Raw genomic sequence first — 19,791 nt, 5'->3', positions numbered from 1 at the left:
GCGGCAGTCAGCCCAGGTAGAAGTCCTTGCGGACGGCGACGAACTCCTCGACGGTCAGGGGCCGCTTCCCGGTGATGCGCTCGACGTCGGTGGTCGCCCTGTCGTAACGGTTCGCGCGGTGCAGCTGCGCCATGGTCGCGATGTGCTGCTCGGTGTGCTGTGGCAGGCCCGCGTTCGCGAGTACCTCTGTGCGCCACCATTGCAGGGGGACGTCCAGATAGGTCACCGTGCGGCCGAGCGCCTTGGAGAACTCCTGGGCTACTTCGGTCATGTCGAGCGCCCGCGGTCCGGTCAGCTCGTACACCTTCCCGGCGTGCTCCCCGGGATTGCGCAGGATGGTCGCGACCACCTGGGCGACGTCGTCGGCCGCGACAGGCGAGGTGCGTCCGGTCCCGAACGGCAGCGCCAGCGTGCCGTTCTCGCGGATCGACCGCGCAGCGAGGGCGGTGAACAACGGATTGTCGAGGAACGTCGTCGGGCGCACGTGCACCACGGGCAGGCCCGACCAGTCCAGCACCTGCTCCGCCAGCCAGTGCAGCCGCTGCTGGTGGGATTCCGCGGTGCTGGTGGCGGTCATCTGCGACACCGTCATCTGCGACAGGTCCACGAGCACGTCGAGTTCGCCGTGCGCCTTCGCGACCGTGGCCATGACGGTCGCCGCCAGCAGGTGGTCCGGGGACACACTGAGCCCGAAGTACGTCCGGCGGACGCCGTCGAGCGCGGCCGCCACCGTTTCGGGCCGGGTCAGGTCCCCGGTGACGACCTCGGCGCCCAATGCCCGCACCTCGGCCGCGCGGTCGTCCTCGCGGCGGATCAGGACGCGGACCGGCACGTTCTGCGCGCGCAGCCGCTCGGTGACGAGGCGGCCCATGCCGCCGGCGCCGGTGACGAGAACGAGGTCGTGATCAGCCATCGGTGGCTTCCTTCCGGAGGTGTTCGCCTCGGCCAGGCCCTGGCCGCTGCACGGGTGGTAGTGCGTTTTGGTGCTCCACGTCGCCGCTCGGGGTGAGCACCGTTTCCGCCGATCCGCCGATCGGTCTCGATGAATGGCCGGCCGCACTTGTGTGTGTGGATGTGGTGCTCTGGGCCAGCGGGCGCCGGTGGTGCCTCCTTCATCGGAGGAAGAAGTCGAGGAGAGCTTCGGTGCGCTTGCCGAAGGGGGCGTACAGCAGGCGGGTGGCGTTCCAGCGTGCTTGTACGTAGATGCCCTTGGGGTGGCTGAGCGTGCGGAACCCTTCGATGCCGTGGTATTTGCCCATCCCGCTGGCGCCGACGCCGCCGAAGGGGAGGTCGTCCTGGGCGACGTGCATGATGGTGCCGTTGACGGTGACGTTGCCCGAGGTCGTGCGGTTAAGGACCTTGCGCCGGTCGGGGCCGTCGTCGCCGAAGTAGTAGAGCGCGAGCGGACGCGGTCGTGCGTTGACGTGGTTGATGGCGTCGTCGATGTCGCGGTAACCGAAGATCGGCAGGATGGGGCCGAAGATCTCCTCGTGGGCGATGCGCATGTCGTCGGTGACGCCGAGCACGACGGTCGGTGCGAGGGTGTGCGGACGGCGGGCCGCGTCGCCCGGCCGGTGTCCGACCTCGATGATCCGCGCGCCGTGAGCGCGGGCGTCGTCGATCAGGCCGGTGAGGATCTTGTATTGCTTGTCGTCGATGATCGAGGTGTAGTCGTCGCTGGTCGGGCCGTCGGGGTAGGCGGTCTTCACCAGCCGGTCGTAGGCGGCGATGAAGGCGTCGATCTCGGATTCGTGCACCAGGGCGTAGTCGGGGGCGATGCAGGTCTGCCCGCCGCTGAGAAGTTTGCCGAAGACGATGTCGGACACGGCCTGGTCCCGGACGTGTCCCTTGGCCACGATCGTCGGAGACTTGCCGCCGAGTTCCAGCGTGACGGGGACGAGGTTGTCGCTGGCCGCCTTCATCACGGCTCGCCCGACCTCGGTGCTGCCGGTGAAGACGAGATGGTCGAACGGCAGGGAGGAGAACGCGGAGCCGTCGCCGCTGACCATCGTGACCTGCTCCGGCGGGAAGAGTTCGCTGAGCATCGACGCGAGCACCGCGTTGGTCGCCGGGGTCAGCTTCGACGGTTTGAGCATGACGCGGTTGCCGGCGGCGATCGCGGTGACGACGGGCATCAGCGACAGGTTGACGGGGTAGTTCCACGGCGAGATGACGCCGACCACGCCGAGCGGCTGGTATTCGATGCGGTTGCTGCCGAAACGCAGCGGCAGGTCGATGTGGCGGCGGGTCGAGCGCATGAATCGGCGAAGGTTGCGCTGCAGGTAGTCGATGCCCTGCACGACGCCCACGAGTTCCATGATCGCGGTCTCGTGTCGCGAGCGATGTCCGAAGTCGGCGTTGATCGCCTCCTCGATGGCACCGCGCCGGGCGATCAGCGCCGCCTTGAACCTGGTCAGATCGCTGCGCCGCGCCTCCAGGGACGGCGCTCCGTCGCGGAGGTAGGCGGCGCGCTGAGCTTGGAGGATGTGATGGAAGCGCTCCGCGTCGGTGGGCTGTCTGGTGACGTCGGTGCTGGTCATGACGGTGTTCCATAGCTGCTGGTGCGGGCGACGGGGTGTTGCGGGCGCTGGCGGCGGGCCATCCAGCCCATGAGCCGAACCATCGAGCGGCGCGGCAGGAGCTTGCCGGCGAGGGCGAGCGACCGGCCGTTGGTGATCACCGAGGGGGGCGCGGACCGGCGGTCGAGCGTGTCGAGGGCAATCGTCACGACCTGCTCGGGGGTTGCCCGTTTCGTGCCGTAGTCGGCGGACTGGCTGCCGGCGACGTCGTAGAACTCGGTCCGGGTGGCGCCGGGGCACACGGCCAGCACCCGCAGGCCGGTGCCGCGGGTCTCCTCCCACAGCGATTCGGTGAAGCTGAGAACGAAGGCCTTGGTGGCGCCGTAGACGCTCAGGTAGGGGGTCGGCTGGAAGCCCAGCAGGCTCGCGACATTGATCAGGACGCCGGTGTCGGCGGAGGTCAACGGGTCGATGTAGGCGCGGCTGAGGTCGACCAGCGCGCTGACGTTCAGCGCGATCATGCTCTGCAGGCGGTCGGGATCCTCGTCGGTGAACGCGTCGTGGGTGCCGAAGCCGGCGTTGTTGACCAGTCCGGTGGCGTGGATGCCGCGGGACTCGAGTTCGGCGCGCAGAGTGCGGCCGGCATCGGGCAGGCCGAGGTCGCGGGCGACGGCCGTCACCGTGACGCCGTGGGCGCGAATGAGTTCGGCGGCCAGGCTCTCGAGCCGGTCCGCCCGGCGGGCCACCAGCACGAGGTTCGCGCCGCGGCGGGCCAGCTGCCGGGCGAATGCGGCGCCGAGGCCGGAGCTGGCGCCGGTGACGATGACGGTCTGGCGGTGGTAGTCGATTTCGCTCATGGCATTCACTCTACGCACGCTTTTGCACTGAGTGCAAATAGATGCATCGTGTGAGACGACGTACCATCGGTGCATGGCTCAGAAACCGACACCGCTTCGGGAACAGACCCGCTCAGTGGTCCGATCACTGCTGGCCCGGACCGCTATCGAGCTGTTCGCCGCCAAGGGCTACGACGACACGACCCTCGACGAGGTCGCCGCCGCCGCGGGCGTCTCCCGGCGGACCCTGTTCAATTACTTCCGCAACAAGGAAGACCTCGCGCTCAGCGGCCTGGACGAACAGGGCGAACTGATCGCCGCGCGCCTCGCCGAGCGCCCGGCCGACGAGGATGCCTGGGCGGCGCTGCGCGCGGCGTTCCAGGTGCTCGAGGAGATCGACATGACAGCCGAAGGGCGCTTGGAGTTCATAACGCTGCTGTTCGGCAACGATTCCCTACGCGCCGGACACGCCGAGAAGCAAGCCCGCTGGCAGAACCTGTTCGCGCCGCTGATCGAGCCGCGACTGCCCGACTCCGACCGCCGCACCCTGCAAGCCCGCGCGATCGCAGCCGCAGCGATCATCTGCCTGCAGGCAGCCAACGAGGAATGGGTACGCCTGGGTGGACAGGCCGACATGTTCGACCTCTACGACACCGCCGTACAGGCAATCCGCCGCCCCACCTGAAACCGGCCGCATCCAGCACCACCCCACTCGCGGGCGTGGGAACCAGGGCCCGAATGGCACATGTGCTGGTCCGCGACGGCCCTGGGTGCCAAGTACAGCCCTGGTCACACCCGCGCGGGGGTGGGCGTTGGTGTGTCTCGTGAGACATCTGTCAGCCTGGAGAACCCTGACTTCGGTGGCCGAGCCGGTGCAGGTGCGTCGAGCGGGTGCCGGCGGGCAACAGGTCGGCGTACGGGGGCAGGCGGGCCCCGGCGGTTGTGTCGGCGAGCGTGCGCTGCGGGACGGACGGCTGGGCCGGGGTGGGGCAGGGCTGGTGCTGCCGAGGAGCTGCTGCGCGAGCTCGGCGCGACCGACGCCGCCCACCTGCGCACCATGGTGCCCGGACCTGAATGGCCGGAGGCGTTGTGCGGCTGGCGGGGGAGACCCAGACGACAGCCAGCCCGCAGGTGACGGTCGCCGTGACGCTGAGCTCCTCCTCCGACTCGCGGGCGGCGCCCTGGGCGGGGAACTCGCCCTGTCGACGGCCCCGCCGGGCAGCAGACGGGTGGGCCGGTAAATCACGCGTTGGATCAGGACCTGCCCTCGCTCATTGCTGAACACGGAGGTTCCGGCCCACAGGGCAGCCGCAGCACGCGGCGCCCCGCACGCATCCCCGCTCATCGCCACGCTGGGACGTTCGTCGGGTGTGGAAGTCGTCGTCATCTCTCTCCGATCGGTGCTGCCTGCGCGCTCGTGGGCGGGGTGTCAGACGGTCAGCTCGGCTGGGTCGCCCTTCGTGGGGCCGGGGGAGAGGCGGGTGAAGTGCTCAGTCTGGATGATCTGGGTGCGGTCACCCTGGGGGAGGCGGGCGAGGATGCCGGGTAGGGGTCGTTCGCGTGCGACCTCGCCGCGGTGCGCGAGGATGGCGCGCCACTTCACGTCGACCCAGGGGGTGACGTCGACGCTGGTGGTCACGTACCTGTCCGGAACCGCGAGGACCGTCTTTCCCACCCCTTCGAGCAGCGGGCGCAGCAGGCTGACGCCGGACTCGGGGTGCGTGGCGACGTACAGCGCGGCCGGTGGCGGTGACGACCGCCGTGCGGGCCCCGTAGCGGGAGGGCACGGTAGGCGACCCGGATCCGGCTGCGCGCGGCGAGCCGTTGGAACAGCCTGCTCGACCTGGTCGGCGTCTACGTAGCCCGAGTCGCCTCCCCGGCGCCGGGCCAGCAGTGTGGTGCCACCGACGACTTCGTGGGTGAGGCTGATCAAAAGGGTCCGCAGGAGCGGCTCGGGTGTGGTGCCGGCCAGGATGAGGCCCCATGTGCGGTCGGCGCGCACCGCGTCCACCTGCGGTGCCGTGTACCGTCCCGTGATCCTCACAGCGCGGATGCTCGCCCCTCCGGGCCGGGCGCCCTGGGCCGGGGTGTGGCACGCGATGCGGCGCCTCGCCACCGAGCACGGAGACGGCGACGTCCGGCTGGTCGTCTGGTTCGGCTGACGCACCTGAAGTTCGCGGCTCCTCACCGGTGAGACCGCCGCGTGCAGGGTGTCGACTAGGTCGGCGTCGAGGAACGCCGGATGGTGGTGACGCCGCCGCCGAGCCGGACGTCCTTGCCCCGCGCCGCCTCCCGCGCCTGTTCGAGGACCGTCGCCGGACCGCCGTTGACGAAGTGGAACGTGGTGTCGGCGAGCGTGAACGACGGACGTTCGTGGTGGGTCATGACGAACACGGGCGTGCGGAACGGGGGCTCCTCCCCCCACCAGCCGCGCCACCCGTCGTCCTGCCAGTGCCCGCGCTGGGGCCCGAACTTGTTGCGGCCCATGATCTCGGCGCCGATGTCGCGTGCGAAGTCCCGTGTGAAGTAGTCGTCCAGTCCCCGGCTCCCGCCCGGATCGGTGCGCAGGGGCCAGCTCGCCGTGGCCCCGGCCCAGGCGAACAGCCGCTCGGGGCGGTCGTGGCCGAACGGCCGCTCGAGGCTCTGGTGCTCACCGGCCCCGACGCCGTCACTCGAGACGTTGAAGTTCATGACTTTCAGCAGTTGATCCACGTGTTTCCTCGCCCGGTCCTGTCGTGTCGTCGTGCGGCGACGCGCCGCACGTCAGAACGTCGAACGGGACGTGGCCGCATCGACAGCGGTCCGCGACTTTTCCCAGCAGTGTCAGGAGGGTCAGGGAGTGGCGCCGTCGGCGGTGTACCTCGCGGCCCCTCATGCTTACCGGCGAATGCTGTCACAGGTAACGACCGTCCCAACCCCATGTCGCGGCCCGCGGACCGGATGCCTTCGGCCATGACCTGAAGGCGGCTCTTGCAGACGGTTCAACTGCTGTGCAGCGCAGGCATGGAGCGGGCGGCCCGGTGTTCCGCCTCGTAGGTCGGCCGTCTGCTACCTGCTCCGACGTCAGTGGTGGCCGAATTCCCTACGCTTCGGCACCGTGTGTCTTTCCGGCCCGTCGGAGGCTGTAAGCGTGCCGGAAATGCCCTGAATTCAGTGGTGATTGCCCTCCTTGAAGATCACTTTCGGTGGCAAGAATGTCACTCAGTGATACCCATCACAAGCGCCGTCACCCTTGTTTACCGCCGTAGGCCTGAGGTAGATGGGTTCCGCAGTCATCGACTGGTCATTGCGGGATCAATGCTTCCCAAAGGGGAAATCCATGCCGAACGGAATAATTGGTGTAGCCGGACACGTGCCGTCCCGGATCGTGGACAACCACCGCGTCGGCGCCTGGGCCGGCACCAGCGAGGAATGGATCGAGGAGCGTACGGGCGTCCGTGAACGGCGGTACGCGGACGAGGAGTCGGCGACGTCCGACCTCGCCGCGGCAGCCGCGGAGAGGTTGCTGAACCCTCCGCACGGAACCCCGTACGAGCCGGGCGAGATCGACGCGCTGATCGTGGCGACCACGACCCCTGACCAGCCCCAGCCGGCGACCGCCGTGTTCGTGCAGGCGCGGCTCGGGCTGGGCGACGTCCCGGCCTTCGACCTGAACGCCGTCTGCTCCGGCTTCCTGTACGCCCTGGACGTGGCCGACGCGATGCTGTGCGCCCACCGCGACTGGCGCAACGTCCTGGTCATCGGGGCGGACACCTATTCGACCATCATGGACCGGACCGATCGCAGGACGGTCAGCCTCTTCGGTGACGGCGCCGGCGCCGTGCTCGTGGGACGCGTCCCCGACGGTTACGGCATCCACGCGACCTCCCTGCTCGCGGACGGGACGACCACCGACCACGTCCGGGTCGAGGGCGGCGGCTCCCGGCGGCCGGCCGCCACCCTCACGGACCCGGGCGCCCACTACTTCCGGATGAACGGACGGGCCGTCAAGGACTGGGCGGTGCAGCACGTGCCCAAGGCCGTGCACCAGGCGCTGGACGAGTCCGGCCTGCGCCTCGACGACATCGACCGCGCGGTGTTCCACCAGGGCAACCTGCGACTGGTGCACACCCTCGCCGACACGCTGGGCATCGACTCGCGCAAGGTCGCCGTCACCGCGGACCGCTACGGCAACACCGCCGCCGCGTCCATCCCGCTGACCCTGAGCGAGAGCCACCGCGTCGCGCCGCTGAAGCGCGGCGACCGGGTCCTGATGGCCTCCGTCGGCGGCGGCATGACGGCCGGCGCGGCCGTCATGACCTGGTACTGATCACCCCCCCCCACGGGCCGGTCACCGCGCGCCGGCCACGACAAGGGCGACAGGCGTCCAGCCACCGCAGCATCACGGACATCACACCGCATCACGCAGCATCACAGGCGGGTCACCCGCCGCACGACTTCCCTCCCACGCACAGCTAGGAGACACACATGCTTCCCACGGTCAGTCACGGTGACGGCGTCCACGTCTACGACACCGACGGCCGGGAGTACCTGGACGGCTGCTCCGGAGCGATCAACACCAACCTCGGGCACGGACTCACCGAGATCACCTCCCGCATGCACCGGCAGCTCGACGCCATCAGCTTCGCGTACCGCACCCAGTTCACCTCCGAGCCGCTGGAGCGGCTCTCCGGGCTGCTGACGGACCTCGCTCCGGGCAGCCTCGGCCACCCCCTCTACTGCAACTCCGGCTCCGAGGCGATCGAGATGGCGCTGCGCCTGACGACCCTGTTGCACGCCCGGGCCTACCGGCCCTTCAAGTGCACCGTGCTGACCGAGGAGCCGAGCTACCACGGGATGACCGCCGGCGCCCTCGGCGCCTCCGGACACCCGCTGCGCAGGCAGGACCTCACCCCCCTGCTGGCGAACCAGGCCACCGTCGCCAAGGTGCGTCCCCGGCACGGCGAGATGCGCGCGGACGTCGATCAGTGGGAACGGGCCATCGACGAGGTGCAGGCGCAGAACCTGGCCGCCGTGATCGTCGAGCCGGTCGGCGGGGCGTCCTCGGGAGCCGTCCCGTGCGACCCGGCCGTCCTGCGCAGGCTGCGTGAACTCGCCGACCGCGACGGCTTCCTGCTGATCGCCGACGAGGTCATGACCGGCCTCGGCAGGACCGGCGCGTGGTTCGGCTGCGACCACGCGGGGATCGTGCCGGACGTGATGGTGCTCGGCAAGGGCATGACCGCCGGATACGCGCCGCTGTCCGCCGTCCTCGTCCGCGACGAGATCGCCGCCGCTTTCGACCAGCCGTTGGGCTCCGTGCTGTTCGGGCACACCATGGCCGGTGCGCCGCTCGCCGCCGCGGCGGGCCTTGCGACCGTCGAGTACCTGAAGGAGCACGACATCCCCGCCCGCGCCGAGCGCTCCGGCCGCTACCTGCGCGCGCTCCTGGACGGCGTCGCCGCCCGCCACGCCGTGGTGCGCGACGTCCGCGGCCGGGGCCTGCAACTCGCCCTCGGCCTGCACGCCGACCCCGACCGCTCGCCCGGCGTCTCGCACGACCTGGTGCGGTCGGCCCGCGACAACGGGCTGCTGCTGTACCCGTCCGGTGTGAACGCCCTGACGGAGTCGGTGATGGTGGCACCCCCGTTGAACAGCACCGAGGCCGAGCTGGAGGAGCTGACGGTCCGTCTGGACCGGAGCCTGGCTGCACTCACCCCGGCCCCCGCCGCGCGAGTCCACGAACTGGCCGCCGCCGCCCGCTGAACCGGCTGCCGCGCCGGCCCGTCAACCGACCCCCCACGTTCGAAAGGAACACCAGCACCCATGCTCCAGCACTTCACCGACCCGGCCCTGCGCGCCCGCTACGCCGACCTGGCCTCCTCCTCCGTCGCCAAGCGCGCCGACGACTGCCGCGCGCAGGGCGTCCTGGACCGCGAGTCCTGGCAGGAGATCAGCGACGCCGGGATATGGCGACTCGCCGTGGACCGGCAGTGGGGCGGCGACGGCGGCACCTGGTGGGACTTCACCGCCGCCTTCGAGGGCGTCGCAGCCGGTGGCCGCGACCTCGGCTTCTCCCTGTCCATGGTGGCGCAGGCGGGACTGATCCGGTCCCTGCTCATCTACGGCACCGACGACCAGAAGGGCTACTGGCTGCCCCGGCTGCTCTCCGGGGAGGTCGGCGCCACCGCCCTGACGGAGACCACCGGCGGCTCGGACGTCACCCGGATCAAGACGTCCGCCGTCCGCGACGGCGACGTCTACCGCCTCAACGGCCACAAGGACCACATCACCAACGGCCCCGTCGCCGACATGGCCCTGGTCCTGGGCCGCGTGCCCGAGCAGGGCGACCGGGACATCACCCTCTTCATGGTCGACCTCCAGGACGAGGGTGTCACCCGGGGGCCCGTGGAACGCATGATCGGCAACCAGACGAGCCCGACCGGACCCATCGCCTTCGACAACGTGCGGGTGGATGCCCGGCACCTGGTCGGCGAGATCGGCGCGGGCATCGAGGCGATCTACAACACCATCGCCCTCGACCGCCTGCTGTACGGGGTGCTGGCCGCCGCCTACCTCGACCCCCACCTGGACGAGGTCCTCGCGTACGCGCGCCGGCGGCGGGCCTTCAAGCAGCCGATCGCCGACCACCAGTACGTCCAGGGCCGCATCACCGACGCCAAGTTCGCCATCGAGGCGACCCGCTACGTCTCCTACGGCGCCCTGGACGCCCTCCTGCGCGGCGACCGGCAGGCGTCACTGCTGTGCTCCACCGCCAAGTACCACGCCGGCGAGACGCTCAGGCTCGGCACCGAGACCGCGCTGCGCGTCTACGGCCACCTCGGTTACATGGACGGCCCCGCCGCGCACGCCCTCCAGGACGCCCTGGGCACCCTCATCGCCGGTGGCACCGCGGAGATGCAGCGCAAGAACGTCTTCAACCAGATGCGGGCCCTGGCGCAGGCCTCCTGACCCCGCCCGTCCTGCCCCTGACCGCGACAGCCGGGGCGCCCTGTCCCTGACGCCGACAGCCGGGGCGCCCGTCCGTCCGAGCGCCGGTTCCGAGCGCCCGTGTCCCTTCCGGGGCCCGCCCGTCCGGGCGCCCGCCCGTCCGTCCCTCCTTCCGAAAGGCAGCCATGTCCGACACCACCGCCCCGCCGCGTCCCGCGCTGGAATCCCTCGTCGGCTCCTCGGCCACCCGCCACCACGTGGTGGGGCCCCGCGACTCCGCGACCGCCTGGGACAACGACGTCGACGTCCTCGCCACCCCCGTCCTGCTGTGGCTCAGCGAGGTCACCGCCATGGACGTCCTGCGCGAGGAGGTCACCACGCCCTGGATGACGGTGGGCCTCCACCACGACTCCGCGCACGTCGCGCCCACGCCCATCGGCGAGGAGATCACCGTCACCGCCACGCTGACCGGCGTCGACGGCAAGGTCCTGACCTTCGCGGTGGAGGCACGCGACAGCCGTGCCGTCATCCTGCGCGGGGTCCACGGCCGGGCCGTCGTCCACCGCGAGGCGTTCGAGAGGAAGCTCGCCGAACGCGCCTGACGCCCCGCCGGGGGAGCGCCTCGGGGCGGCCCCGCGCCGCCCCGGAGCACCCGTACGAGTCCGCAGCAGCACCCGCACGAAAGGATCCCTCCGTGCCCCAACTCGTCATCGGCAACGTGACGAGCGAGTACATGTTCGCCAGTCCGCTCACCGGGTTCAGCCGCAAGGAAGCCCACAAGCAGCACGCCATCTCCACCCGGACGGCGTGGCTGCTCGAGGACGGTGACGCGATGCTCGCTCACCGGCGGCTCACGCCCGACTTCCGCGACTACCTTGTCTCGTTGCTCGGTCTCGACCCCGCGGAGCTGACGTTCCTCACCCCCGACGGACCGGACGAGGGCACGTTCCTCGACGCCCGCACCGCGCTGGCCGCACCGCTGCTGGAGCGGCTGCGGGCGACCGTGGGCCCGCACTGGACGCTTACGCCGTACCTGTACGACCGGACCGTCGCCGTACTCGCCGACCGGCTCGGGCTGAGCCCGGCCGCTCCCGCGTTCTTCGCCCAGGGCGGCAGCGACTTCTTCAACAGCAAGTCCTTCTTCCGGGCGTGGGCCACCGGCACCGGCGTACCCGTGGCCCGGGGCGAGGTCTGCCGCAGCCGGGGGGCCACCGCGCGCGCCGTGCGGGAGCTGCTGCCCCACACCGGCAGCGTCATCGTCAAGCAGGACTTCAGCGCCAGCGGCTACGGCAACGTCCTGTTCACCACCGACGCCGGCGTGCCCTCCATCGGGGCGTCCGCCCGGCACGTCATGGACCCGGACCCCTCGGCCGCGGAGATCGAGGCGGCGCTCGCCGCCTCCTTCCCCGTCGTCGAGGAGGTCCGCGACTTCCCCGCGGGCCTGCGTCCGAGCGAGGCCGTCGTCGAGGTGTACCACCCCCACAGCCGCACCCTCTACAGCGAACTGTTCCTTCCCGACCCGCCCGGCGAGCCGGTCGTCCTCGACCACGGCGACATGCGGATGGAGCCGGTGTGGAACGGCTTCGCCATCCCGCCGGTGGCCCTGCCCGCCGAGGCGGAGCAGCGGATGCTGGACGCGTCGCTGGCCATGGCCCGCACGATCCGCCGGCTCGGTTACCGCGGCTACCTCAACTGCGACTCCATCGTCACGCCGGCGGGCGAGGTGCTCTTCAGCGAGGTGAACGCCAGGGTGGGCGGCTGCACCCACGTGCACGCCGCGGCCCGGCGGCTGCTGGGCGACGCCTACCAGCGCAGCCACACGATCCTCACCCGCAACGACCTGCCGGTGCAGGACTTCGCCAAGCTCGCCTGGGCCGTCGACCACGACCCCCGGCTCAGCCCGGACGCGGACAGCGGCGCCGTGATCCTCGTCGACGACAGCCCCTACAACCACACCGCGGAGTACCTCGTCTACGACCGCGATCCGCAGGCGGCCCAGGAGACGGAACGCCTGCTGCGGCAGACCGCCGCCGCCATCTGACCGCCCGTCACCGCCGTACCGTCACGGGGTGGGGACACCGGCCCGGCCGGGGTCCTCACCCCGCTTCCGTGATCGTCGCCCGCTGCTTCTGCGCCGCGCGCATCCGCCGGACCTTGGCGATGCTGCCGCAGGCCCGGCCGCTCTCCCCGGCGTACATGCTGCACCAGGTGCGCGTGTTGTTGCGCGACTGGTCGTAGAAGACCCAGCGGCAGTCCGGACACGCCCGGAGCCGGCGCCAGCGCTCGGCGAGCACCAGGTGGGCCGCCTGGCGCAGGACGACGTCGACCGGGGCCGCCGGCCCCTCCAGGCGTAGTTCCCCCTCGCCGATGCGCACCGTCTGCGGCCTGCGGGCGAGCCAGTCGTCCAGCCGCCGGGTGCCGCGCCCGCTCACGTCCTCGCGCAGGTCGTCGCGGAGCCGCAGCAGCTCCGCCAGCTCGTCGGTGCGCGGGCGGGGGATGTGCGGCAGCACGCGCGCCCACTCCTGCGCGGACGAGGCGAGACGGGGGAGGGTCTCCGTCTCCTCGCGCGTGTCGTTGGGGATCACCCAGGTGTTGAGGAAGGACCTCATCTCCTCCACCTGCGGCCCGGCCACCGTGGTTCCCGCTTGATTGCCCATACGTAGAGTTTAGTCGGTAAACAGGGTTTGCGGCCCCCGTATTCGGTTACCGCTTATTACCATGAGTGGTAACACGCCGTCGGCCGCGCCGCCCGCCCCGACCTACCGCGACGTCCTCCGCCGCGAGGGCGGCACCGCCTGGTACGTCGCCATGGGGCTGATCCGCACCCCCGTCGCCATGGCCCCGCTGGCCCTGGTCTTCCTCGGCCACAGCACGGGATCCTTCTCCCAGGGCGGCCTCCTGGCCGCCGCCCACGCACTGGGGGAGGCTGTCGGAGCGCCCTTCATGGGTCGCGGCTTCGACCGGAAACCCTTCCTGGGCCAGTTGCGCTTCGCCCTGCTCGCCGAGGCGCTCGCCTTCGCCGCCCTCGCCGTCCTCGCGGGCCACACCCCGACAGCCCTCCTGGTGGTCCTCGCCTTCACCGCCGGAGCGGTCGCCGCCGGCGTACCCGGCGGCATGCGCGCGCAGCTGTCCAGCACCACCCCCGAACACCTGCGCGCCACCGCGCTCGGCCTGGAGAGCGCGCTGAACCAGGCCGTCTGGGCCGCAGGACCGATGCTCGCCTCCCTCGTGGCCACCCAGCTCTCCCCGCGTGTCGCGCTCGCCCTCATGGCCGCCGTCTCGGCCGCCCCGCTGCTCATGGCCGGCCGCATCCGCCACCGCACCCCCGCCCCGCGGGAACAGGACCGCGCTCCCGCCGGAACCCTGAGCGTCGTCAGGATGGCCTGGCCCACCGTGCTCCTGGCCGCCGCCATCATGTTCCTGGTCGGCGCGATGGACGTGGCCCTGCCGGCCCGCCTGGAGACGACCGGACAGCAACTGGCGCTGACCGGCGTCATCACCGGCCTCTTCGCCGTCGCCAGCATCGCGGCCGGCCTCGTCTACGGCCACCGCACCTGGCCCGGCACCCCCGGCTCCCAGACACTCGCCCTGCTGCCCGCGATGACCGCGGCGCTGACGCTGTGCGCCGTCACCGGCCGGCTCTGGGGTTTCTTCGCCGCCTTCCTGCTCGGCGGCCTCTTCTACAGCCCTCTCATGATCATCAGGAACCTGGCACTCCAGCACCGCCTCCCCGAGAACGTCTGGGCCACGGGCTTCTCCCTCCTCTACGCCGCGGGCGGCCTCGGCTACGGCGCCGCCGCCCTCCTGACGGCCGCCCTCATCGACGCCACCACCCCGGCCGTCACCATCGTCGTCTGTACGGCGGTCACCACCCTGATCGGCCTGATCGCGGGTCTGGGCGAACGCGCCGGAAGGACAGGAAGCGGTCCCGCCCCGGTGGGGAAGCCCCACCCGCAGCACACCACGACCTGACGGCACACCGCCCGCCCCCCGCGGCCTGTTCACCACCACCGCCCTGCACAAGCACCGCACCCGTTGCCATGTCGACCTCCGGCATGAACGCGATGCTCACTCAGGCCGGATCAGCGCCCGGCGTGGTCCTCAAAGCAGACCGCCTGGACGCCGACCCCTACGCCCTGTGCACCCCCCGCGGGGTCGTCGACCTGCGCACCGGACTGCTGAGAGCCCCCGACCCCAACAAGGACTTCCACAGCCGATCGACCACCGTCGGCCCGCCAGATGCCCGTCCCGCGCTGGCTGCGCTTTTTGACCGACACCTTCGGCGACGACGCCGAAGGCCTCAAAATGATCGACTACCTGCACCTGCTGCTCGGATACTCGATCAGCGGCGACGTCGGAGCCCAGATCCTCCCCTTCCTGTGGGGCACGGGCAAGAACGGCAAGTCCGTCCTCCTGGACGTCATGATGAAACTGCTCGGCGACTACGCAGGAACTCGGCATACAACTCCCGCTGTAGCCAGAACCCGGCTCGGCCGCTCGGCGGGATCCACCACACGATGTCGTACTCCGACTGGTGGCGGTGGAGGTACTCGATGGCGAGTTGTGTCGTGCCGACGCCACCCACGCCTCCGCAGACCAGTGAGCACCGCAGGAACCTGGCGGAGCAGTTCAGTCCGGAGCTTCCGCTGCGCAGCGGGTGCGCCCGGGAGGAGAGATGTTGAGGAGTTGGAGAGGGTCGTGGACCAGGTCGCTCCCCGCCGGACGCGATCGGGGCATCGACCACGAGCATTGATGGGAATGTCTCAATCTCCCCACTCCCTGATCGGGGCGGCCGCAGAGTTGCTCGGCTTGATTCCCCAGGCAGCCCCGCGCTGACCCGCGGACGAGCGCCACGCGGACGGGGCCGCCTGATAGTGCGCCAGCACCAGGGCCAGGCGGTGGGGCCAGCCCAGCCAAACTGCTTGTTGGGTCGGCGTGCACTCGGAGATCGAGCGGCTGACAGAGCGGCCGCGCCGCGGTTCGCTAGCGATGATCGGTGATCGCGGGCAGGGCGACATCAACTCTCGGGCTGTGCCTGTGCCGGTAGGGCGATCACGGAGAGGGTCCGCAGATCGTCGAAGGCTTGAAGGAGATGCGCGTCCAAGCTCTGTGAGGGGTCGTCGATCCAGGCTTGGGCCGCGTGGTGAAAGGCGGCCCAGCCGGTCCGAGCAGCCAGGCCGGCCAGCCGGTCGGCGACACCGCGCTGCCGTAGCGCTTCCGCTACGGCTTCAGTGAGCGACGCGGCTTTGGCCAAATCGCGTTCGCGGAGCGCTGGTGTCACCGCGATGATCGCCAGTCGCGGTTCGGAGAACGGGCGGTTCTCCTCAAGGATGCGTCCGGCTTTCCGGAAGGCGCAGAGCAGCACCTCGAGAGGCTGCAGACCATCGGGTGCTTCGGCCACCGCCTGCATCAGCGCGGCGCGCAGGTCGGCTTCGCCGTCGAAGAGCACCTCGCGTTTGTCCGGGAAGTGCCGGAAGAACGTGCGCTCGTTGACGCCGGCGCGGGCGGCGATCTCAGCCGTGGTGGTCTGGTCGAACCCGCGTTCCCGGTACAGCTCCAGAGCCGCCTGCTGAAGGCGGCGGCGCGCTTCTGCTCCGCTCCGTGGCACCCTCCGAGGATACCGCATGTGCCAGTGACTGGCGTCACTTGACGCCAGTCACTGGCGCTACTTAATGTCAGCGACTGGCGCTACATAGCGTCAGTCACTGGCGTTAAACGGGAGGGTGTTTCATGCATGTATTTGTCACTGGCGGCTCCGGCCAGACCGGCCCCGCAGTCGTCGCCGAGCTCATCACGGCCGGCCACACCGTCACCGGTCTGGCACGCTCGGACACCGCCGCCGCCCGACTGGAGTCACTGGGGGCCACACCGCATCGCGGATCCCTGGACGACCTCGACAGCCTGCGCAGCGGCGCCGAAGCCGCCGACGGCGTCCTGCACCTGGCCTACGGTGGCGACTTCTCCGACCTCGACGACATGATGAGGCGCGACCGGACTGCGATCGAGGCGCTCGGCCGGCCGTTGGAACACTCGGGCAAGCCGCTCGTCATCACCTCGGGCACCCTGGTCATGCCCGCCGACCGGGAGACCTCCGAGAAGGACGAACCCGACACGGCCGGGCTCGCCGCCTTCCGCATCGCCGGTGAGCGAGCGTGCCTGGGCTTCGCCGCCAGAGGAGTGCGCGCGAGTGTGGTCCGTCTCGCTCCCACCGTCCACGGTCCCGAAGACCACGGTTTCATCCCCATGCTCATCGCCACCGCGCGAAAGACCGGTGTGTCGGCCTACGTCGGCGACGGCACCAACCGGTGGCCTGCCGTACATCGGCTCGACGCGGCGGTCCTGTTCCGCCTCGCACTGGAGAAGGCACCTGCAGGCAGCGTGCTGCACGGAGTGGCCGAAAGCGGCGTCACCCTGAAGAGCATCGCGGAGACGATCGCCCGGGGCTTGGATCTGCCCACGGTCTCGCTGACCCCCGCTGAGGCCGCCACGCACTTCGTGAGCCCGTTCATGGCCACCGCCTACGGTTTCGACGGACCTGTCTCGAGCACTCACACCCAGGAACTGCTCGGCTGGTCGCCCACCCACCCGACACTGCTCGAGAGCCTCGAACACGGCGATTACCTGGCCACGCCGGCCGCCTGACCCTCTCATGAGCGACGCCGCAGGCGCCCTTTACAGGCTGGCTCGCACGCTGACCAAGCGGGCGCCTCGCCTCACCCCGGGCTCGGCGCTCACGGAATTTCCTCATTCGCTTGAGGAATCGACCAAGTGAGGCGAGGAGTAGCCCTGGTCATTTCCAAGAATCCCCATCAGCATCGGCTGGGGCGCCGGGTCTGCCCGCCGACCGGCCGGCAGGGGCTGCCGCCGGTGACGTTCGTGTTCGCGGACACCGCAGACGCGAAGGTCGCCAACACGGTCGCCGCGCTGGGGAGGGCGGGCCGCCGCTACTGGTGCCGTGACGGTACGAGATTTACCACCGGCGGGACCGCCCTCAACTGCGGCCAGGCCGTGCCCGTCCTCGTCACCACCTCGGAGCAGCTGAAGGAGCACGGCGCTGGCGCGGCGGTGTGGCGGCGGCCGGGACGGGCGAGCAGACGCTGACGGCCGCGCTCGACAACCCTGACGGCGACGTTCTAAACCGCCGCCAGGCCGCACGCGCCGAAGCGGAAGAGGAGCAGCGCCGGGCCGCTGAGCGGGAGGCGCGGCAGCCGGTGTGCTTACGGCGTGGGGGAGAAGTTCACCGACCAGCGCTGGGCGGAGACCAGTTCGGCACCCTGGTGCCCACCCGCGATCACACCATCGCTGAGCACTCCAAGAACTACCAGTACTCCACGAACCACCAGGTCATCATCGACGCGACACTCGACTCGTCGTGGTGATCGGCCGGCCCCTTCCCGGTAACCGCAACGACTGCAAGGCGTGGGAAGAGTCCGGCGCGAAGGCCGCCTTCGGCACCATGACGATCCCCGTCGGTGGCTATCCGGGTCGCGCGGCATTACCGCAGACCCAGCACTGTCGGCCGGATCTGCGAAAAGGGCGGCACCTTCGGCCAGTAGGACCACGTGAAACAGCGGCGGCACCCGCCCGGGTGCCGCCGCCGCTCTGTGGTGACGCACCCTGACCGTCGCTGCCATTCGCTCTGGGTTCGCTTTTGACCCGCCGGACAGTCCTTAGGCGCCAGTTCGCGTGCGGGTCAGGGCCTTGGTGCGATGCGGACGCTGTCGATGAGCGGCTCGTAGGCTGCCAGGCCGCATCTCGTGTCGGCGCGACAGGTTCCGGCACGCCGATGGCCGGTCGTCGTGCTGCGGCTGTGGAGGTCCGTGGAGGGTTATCGGGTTCTGAAGCGGCGGAAGAGGTTGCGGGCCACGTACACGCCGGGGCCGCCGAAGCCGACGATGTCGACGCGTCCGTCACCGGTGATGTCGGCGAGGAAGCGGGGGTGGTGGTCGGCCCGCCAGGCGCCGGCGTCGTCGTTGTACCCGAAGCCGCGGCACACCAGCTGGGCCTGGTCGAACCGGCCGTCGCCGAGGTTGTGCGACACCCAGACGCCTTCGTCGCCGAAGCCGACGATGTCGGGGGTGCCGTCGCCGGTGACGTCGGCGAGAAAGCGGAGGTGTTTGCCGCTCGTCCATCCCTGGGCGAGCCCGAAGTCGTTGAGGACGAGCTTGGAGGGCTCGAACGTGCCGTCGCCGCGCCCGTGTGCGACGGCGACGCCCTGCGGGCCGAACCCAACGATGTCCAGCGCTCCGCCATCGGTGGTCGGGATCAGGAATCGGGGGTGTTCCTGGACCGAGCTCCACCCCTGTTCCGTCCCGAAGTCGTCGAGGATGTACAGAGGGTCGGCGAAGGTGCCGTCCTGGTCCTGGAGGGAGATCCAGACGCCGTCGTCGTGGCAGCCGACGATGTCGGCGCGCCCGTCGCCGGTGGTGTCGGCGAGGAAGCGGGGATGCTTGTCGGCGAGCCAGCCACCTGCCTCCTCAGCGTGGCCGAACGCCCGGAGGACCGGCTCGCCGCCCGCGGACGCGAACGTCCCGTCGTCGTCCTGCAGGGACACCCGGAGACCGTCGGCGGCAAGCACGACGGCGTCGGGCCTGCCGTTGCCCGTCGTGTCCGCAAGGGTCCACAGATCCTTGGGGCTGGGGGAGGGTGCGGGCTGGTGCAGGAGGCGTTCGTCGTCGTCGAACGTGCCGTCGCCTTGGCTGGACGACGTCACGGCTCCCTTCGCGGGTTTGAGCCCAACGATGTCCGCTCGGCCCGCTCCCGTGGTGTCGGCGAGGAACCTTTCACCGAGACCGGCCCAGCCCGGTTGCCCGCCAGGAGAGCAGCCTGCTCCGACGCTCTTCCACCCGCCGGCGTCCTGGTCGCTCCCGAATCGCTCAAGAACCAGCAGCATGTCGCTGAAGCAGGGCGTCGCACCGGGTGCCGGCCGCAGCGCGGTCGAGCAGGCCAGCCGCCAGGACCGGCGGCCGTTCCAGTGACTCAAGGGTGCCCAGCGCAGCACAGGGTCGCTGGTGCGTTCGGGCTCGGCCGGGACGAAGCGCCACCGCTGGCTTTCCGCGCTGTCGTCATACGCGCGCAGGACGACCCGGGTGTCGTCCGGGCCGGGGTCGGTCAGGTCGAGAACTGCGCCGTCGGATGCGCCCTCGATGAAGTAGAGGCCCGCTTCGCCCTCGACGGGGACGAGGCGCCATTGCTGGCCGGTGTTGGCGGCGGCGTCCCACTGACGGACGCCGCGGTCCGCTGCGGCGGGGTTGTCGAGCACCTTGCCGCTGACCGCGTTGCGGATCACATACGCCGGGTCGTCCGGCGCGGGCTGCACAGGAGTGAGCTGCCATTGCTCCGGACTCGGGCCGCCGTCGGGGAAATCGCGGACGACGAGCACCCCGTCCGCGCCCGGCGTGACCTTGCCGCCGAGGGTCTGCCCCGTGGCGGCGTTGACGATCTGAAGTTTCAGTTCTTCCGTGGGCACGGGCATCGGGCTGCCTCTTCCAGGCGGTGCGGGCATG

General features: G+C 70.6%; 16 protein-coding genes and 3 pseudogenes. 11 read left to right on the top strand and 8 right to left on the bottom strand.

What is annotated here, in order from left to right; all coding sequences use genetic code 11:
* Nucleotides 1-7 precede the first annotated feature (7 nt).
* The 3 genes from ACIBBD_RS29170 to ACIBBD_RS29160 all read right to left on the bottom strand — a co-directional run bounded on the left by ACIBBD_RS29170 (nt 8) and on the right by ACIBBD_RS29160 (nt 3,376).
* On the bottom strand, nt 8-913 hold the full coding sequence (locus tag ACIBBD_RS29170; RefSeq protein WP_399422537.1) for an NmrA family NAD(P)-binding protein: 906 nt from the start codon (nt 911-913) through the stop codon (nt 8-10).
* A gap of 199 nt (nt 914-1,112) precedes the next feature.
* Entirely contained in the window at nt 1,113-2,540 is a 1,428-nt protein-coding gene (locus ACIBBD_RS29165; protein WP_399422536.1) for a coniferyl aldehyde dehydrogenase, read from the bottom strand.
* Nucleotides 2,537-3,376: an SDR family NAD(P)-dependent oxidoreductase gene (locus tag ACIBBD_RS29160; protein ID WP_399422535.1), complete on the bottom strand. Its 840-nt coding sequence runs from the start codon at nt 3,374-3,376 to the stop codon at nt 2,537-2,539. Before ACIBBD_RS29160 ends, ACIBBD_RS29165 begins: the two co-directional genes overlap by 4 nt.
* 73 nt (nt 3,377-3,449) lie before the next feature.
* On the opposite strand from ACIBBD_RS29160, the gene ACIBBD_RS29155 reads away from it, so the two are divergent.
* Complete coding sequence (locus ACIBBD_RS29155) at nt 3,450-4,040, top strand: TetR/AcrR family transcriptional regulator (protein WP_399422534.1); 591 nt, start codon at nt 3,450-3,452, stop codon at nt 4,038-4,040.
* A gap of 744 nt (nt 4,041-4,784) precedes the next feature.
* Here ACIBBD_RS29155 and ACIBBD_RS29150 read toward each other — a convergent pair.
* Both ACIBBD_RS29150 and ACIBBD_RS29145 read right to left on the bottom strand, forming a co-directional pair.
* Entirely contained in the window at nt 4,785-5,399 is a 615-nt protein-coding gene (locus ACIBBD_RS29150; RefSeq protein WP_399422593.1) for a hypothetical protein, read from the bottom strand.
* 141 nt (nt 5,400-5,540) lie between these two features.
* Nucleotides 5,541-6,067 (bottom strand): annotated as a pseudogene (locus ACIBBD_RS29145) (dihydrofolate reductase family protein); the annotation flags it as partial.
* Between the two features lie 547 nt (nt 6,068-6,614).
* Here ACIBBD_RS29145 and ACIBBD_RS29140 point away from each other — a divergent pair.
* The 5 genes from ACIBBD_RS29140 (at nt 6,615) to ACIBBD_RS29120 (ending at nt 12,326) form a co-directional block, all read left to right on the top strand.
* Nucleotides 6,615-7,664 (top strand): 3-oxoacyl-ACP synthase III family protein, encoded by a 1,050-nt coding sequence (locus tag ACIBBD_RS29140; protein WP_399422533.1) that lies wholly within the window; start codon nt 6,615-6,617, stop codon nt 7,662-7,664.
* Nucleotides 7,665-7,822: 158 nt separating this feature from the next.
* The gene (locus ACIBBD_RS29135; RefSeq protein WP_399422532.1) at nt 7,823-9,100 is read left to right on the top strand and encodes an aminotransferase class III-fold pyridoxal phosphate-dependent enzyme; all 1,278 of its coding nucleotides are present in this window, start codon (nt 7,823-7,825) and stop codon (nt 9,098-9,100) included.
* Between the two features lie 60 nt (nt 9,101-9,160).
* Nucleotides 9,161-10,306, top strand: coding sequence for an acyl-CoA dehydrogenase family protein (locus ACIBBD_RS29130; RefSeq protein ID WP_399422531.1), 1,146 nt, complete (start codon nt 9,161-9,163; stop codon nt 10,304-10,306).
* 164 nt (nt 10,307-10,470) lie between these two features.
* The gene (locus ACIBBD_RS29125; RefSeq protein ID WP_399422530.1) at nt 10,471-10,887 is read left to right on the top strand and encodes a thioesterase family protein; all 417 of its coding nucleotides are present in this window, start codon (nt 10,471-10,473) and stop codon (nt 10,885-10,887) included.
* A 92-nt stretch (nt 10,888-10,979) separates the two neighbouring features.
* Nucleotides 10,980-12,326, top strand: coding sequence for a hypothetical protein (locus ACIBBD_RS29120; protein ID WP_399422529.1), 1,347 nt, complete (start codon nt 10,980-10,982; stop codon nt 12,324-12,326).
* Between the two features lie 55 nt (nt 12,327-12,381).
* Here ACIBBD_RS29120 and ACIBBD_RS29115 read toward each other — a convergent pair whose 3' ends face one another.
* On the bottom strand, nt 12,382-12,942 hold the full coding sequence (locus ACIBBD_RS29115) for a CGNR zinc finger domain-containing protein (protein ID WP_399422528.1): 561 nt from the start codon (nt 12,940-12,942) through the stop codon (nt 12,382-12,384).
* Between the two features lie 61 nt (nt 12,943-13,003).
* On the opposite strand from ACIBBD_RS29115, the gene ACIBBD_RS29110 reads away from it, so the two are divergent.
* A complete protein-coding gene (locus ACIBBD_RS29110) occupies nt 13,004-14,257 on the top strand; it encodes an MFS transporter (RefSeq protein WP_399422527.1) in 1,254 nt (417 codons plus the stop codon).
* A gap of 16 nt (nt 14,258-14,273) precedes the next feature.
* Nucleotides 14,274-14,734: pseudogene (locus ACIBBD_RS29105) on the top strand (DNA primase); the annotation flags it as partial.
* A gap of 568 nt (nt 14,735-15,302) precedes the next feature.
* Here ACIBBD_RS29105 and ACIBBD_RS29100 read toward each other — a convergent pair.
* Nucleotides 15,303-15,893 (bottom strand): TetR family transcriptional regulator, encoded by a 591-nt coding sequence (locus tag ACIBBD_RS29100; protein WP_399422526.1) that lies wholly within the window; start codon nt 15,891-15,893, stop codon nt 15,303-15,305.
* A gap of 122 nt (nt 15,894-16,015) precedes the next feature.
* Between ACIBBD_RS29100 and ACIBBD_RS29095 the strand changes: the two genes are divergently transcribed.
* The 3 genes and pseudogenes from ACIBBD_RS29095 to ACIBBD_RS29085 form a co-directional block, all read left to right on the top strand.
* Nucleotides 16,016-16,927: an SDR family oxidoreductase gene (locus ACIBBD_RS29095; protein ID WP_399422525.1), complete on the top strand. Its 912-nt coding sequence runs from the start codon at nt 16,016-16,018 to the stop codon at nt 16,925-16,927.
* Nucleotides 16,928-17,053: 126 nt separating this feature from the next.
* Complete coding sequence (locus ACIBBD_RS29090) at nt 17,054-17,386, top strand: hypothetical protein (protein WP_399422524.1); 333 nt, start codon at nt 17,054-17,056, stop codon at nt 17,384-17,386.
* A 167-nt stretch (nt 17,387-17,553) separates the two neighbouring features.
* Nucleotides 17,554-17,771, top strand: a pseudogene (locus ACIBBD_RS29085) (IS5/IS1182 family transposase); the annotation flags it as partial.
* Nucleotides 17,772-18,113: 342 nt separating this feature from the next.
* Here ACIBBD_RS29085 and ACIBBD_RS29080 read toward each other — a convergent pair.
* Nucleotides 18,114-19,760, bottom strand: coding sequence for an RICIN domain-containing protein (locus ACIBBD_RS29080; RefSeq protein WP_399422523.1), 1,647 nt, complete (start codon nt 19,758-19,760; stop codon nt 18,114-18,116).
* Nucleotides 19,761-19,791 lie beyond the last annotated feature (31 nt).

It is taken from the genome of Streptomyces sp. NPDC051315, assembly GCF_044455165.1.
GTDB lineage: Bacteria > Actinomycetota > Actinomycetes > Streptomycetales > Streptomycetaceae > Streptomyces.
This window is presented reverse-complemented; position numbering and strand designations above follow the sequence as displayed.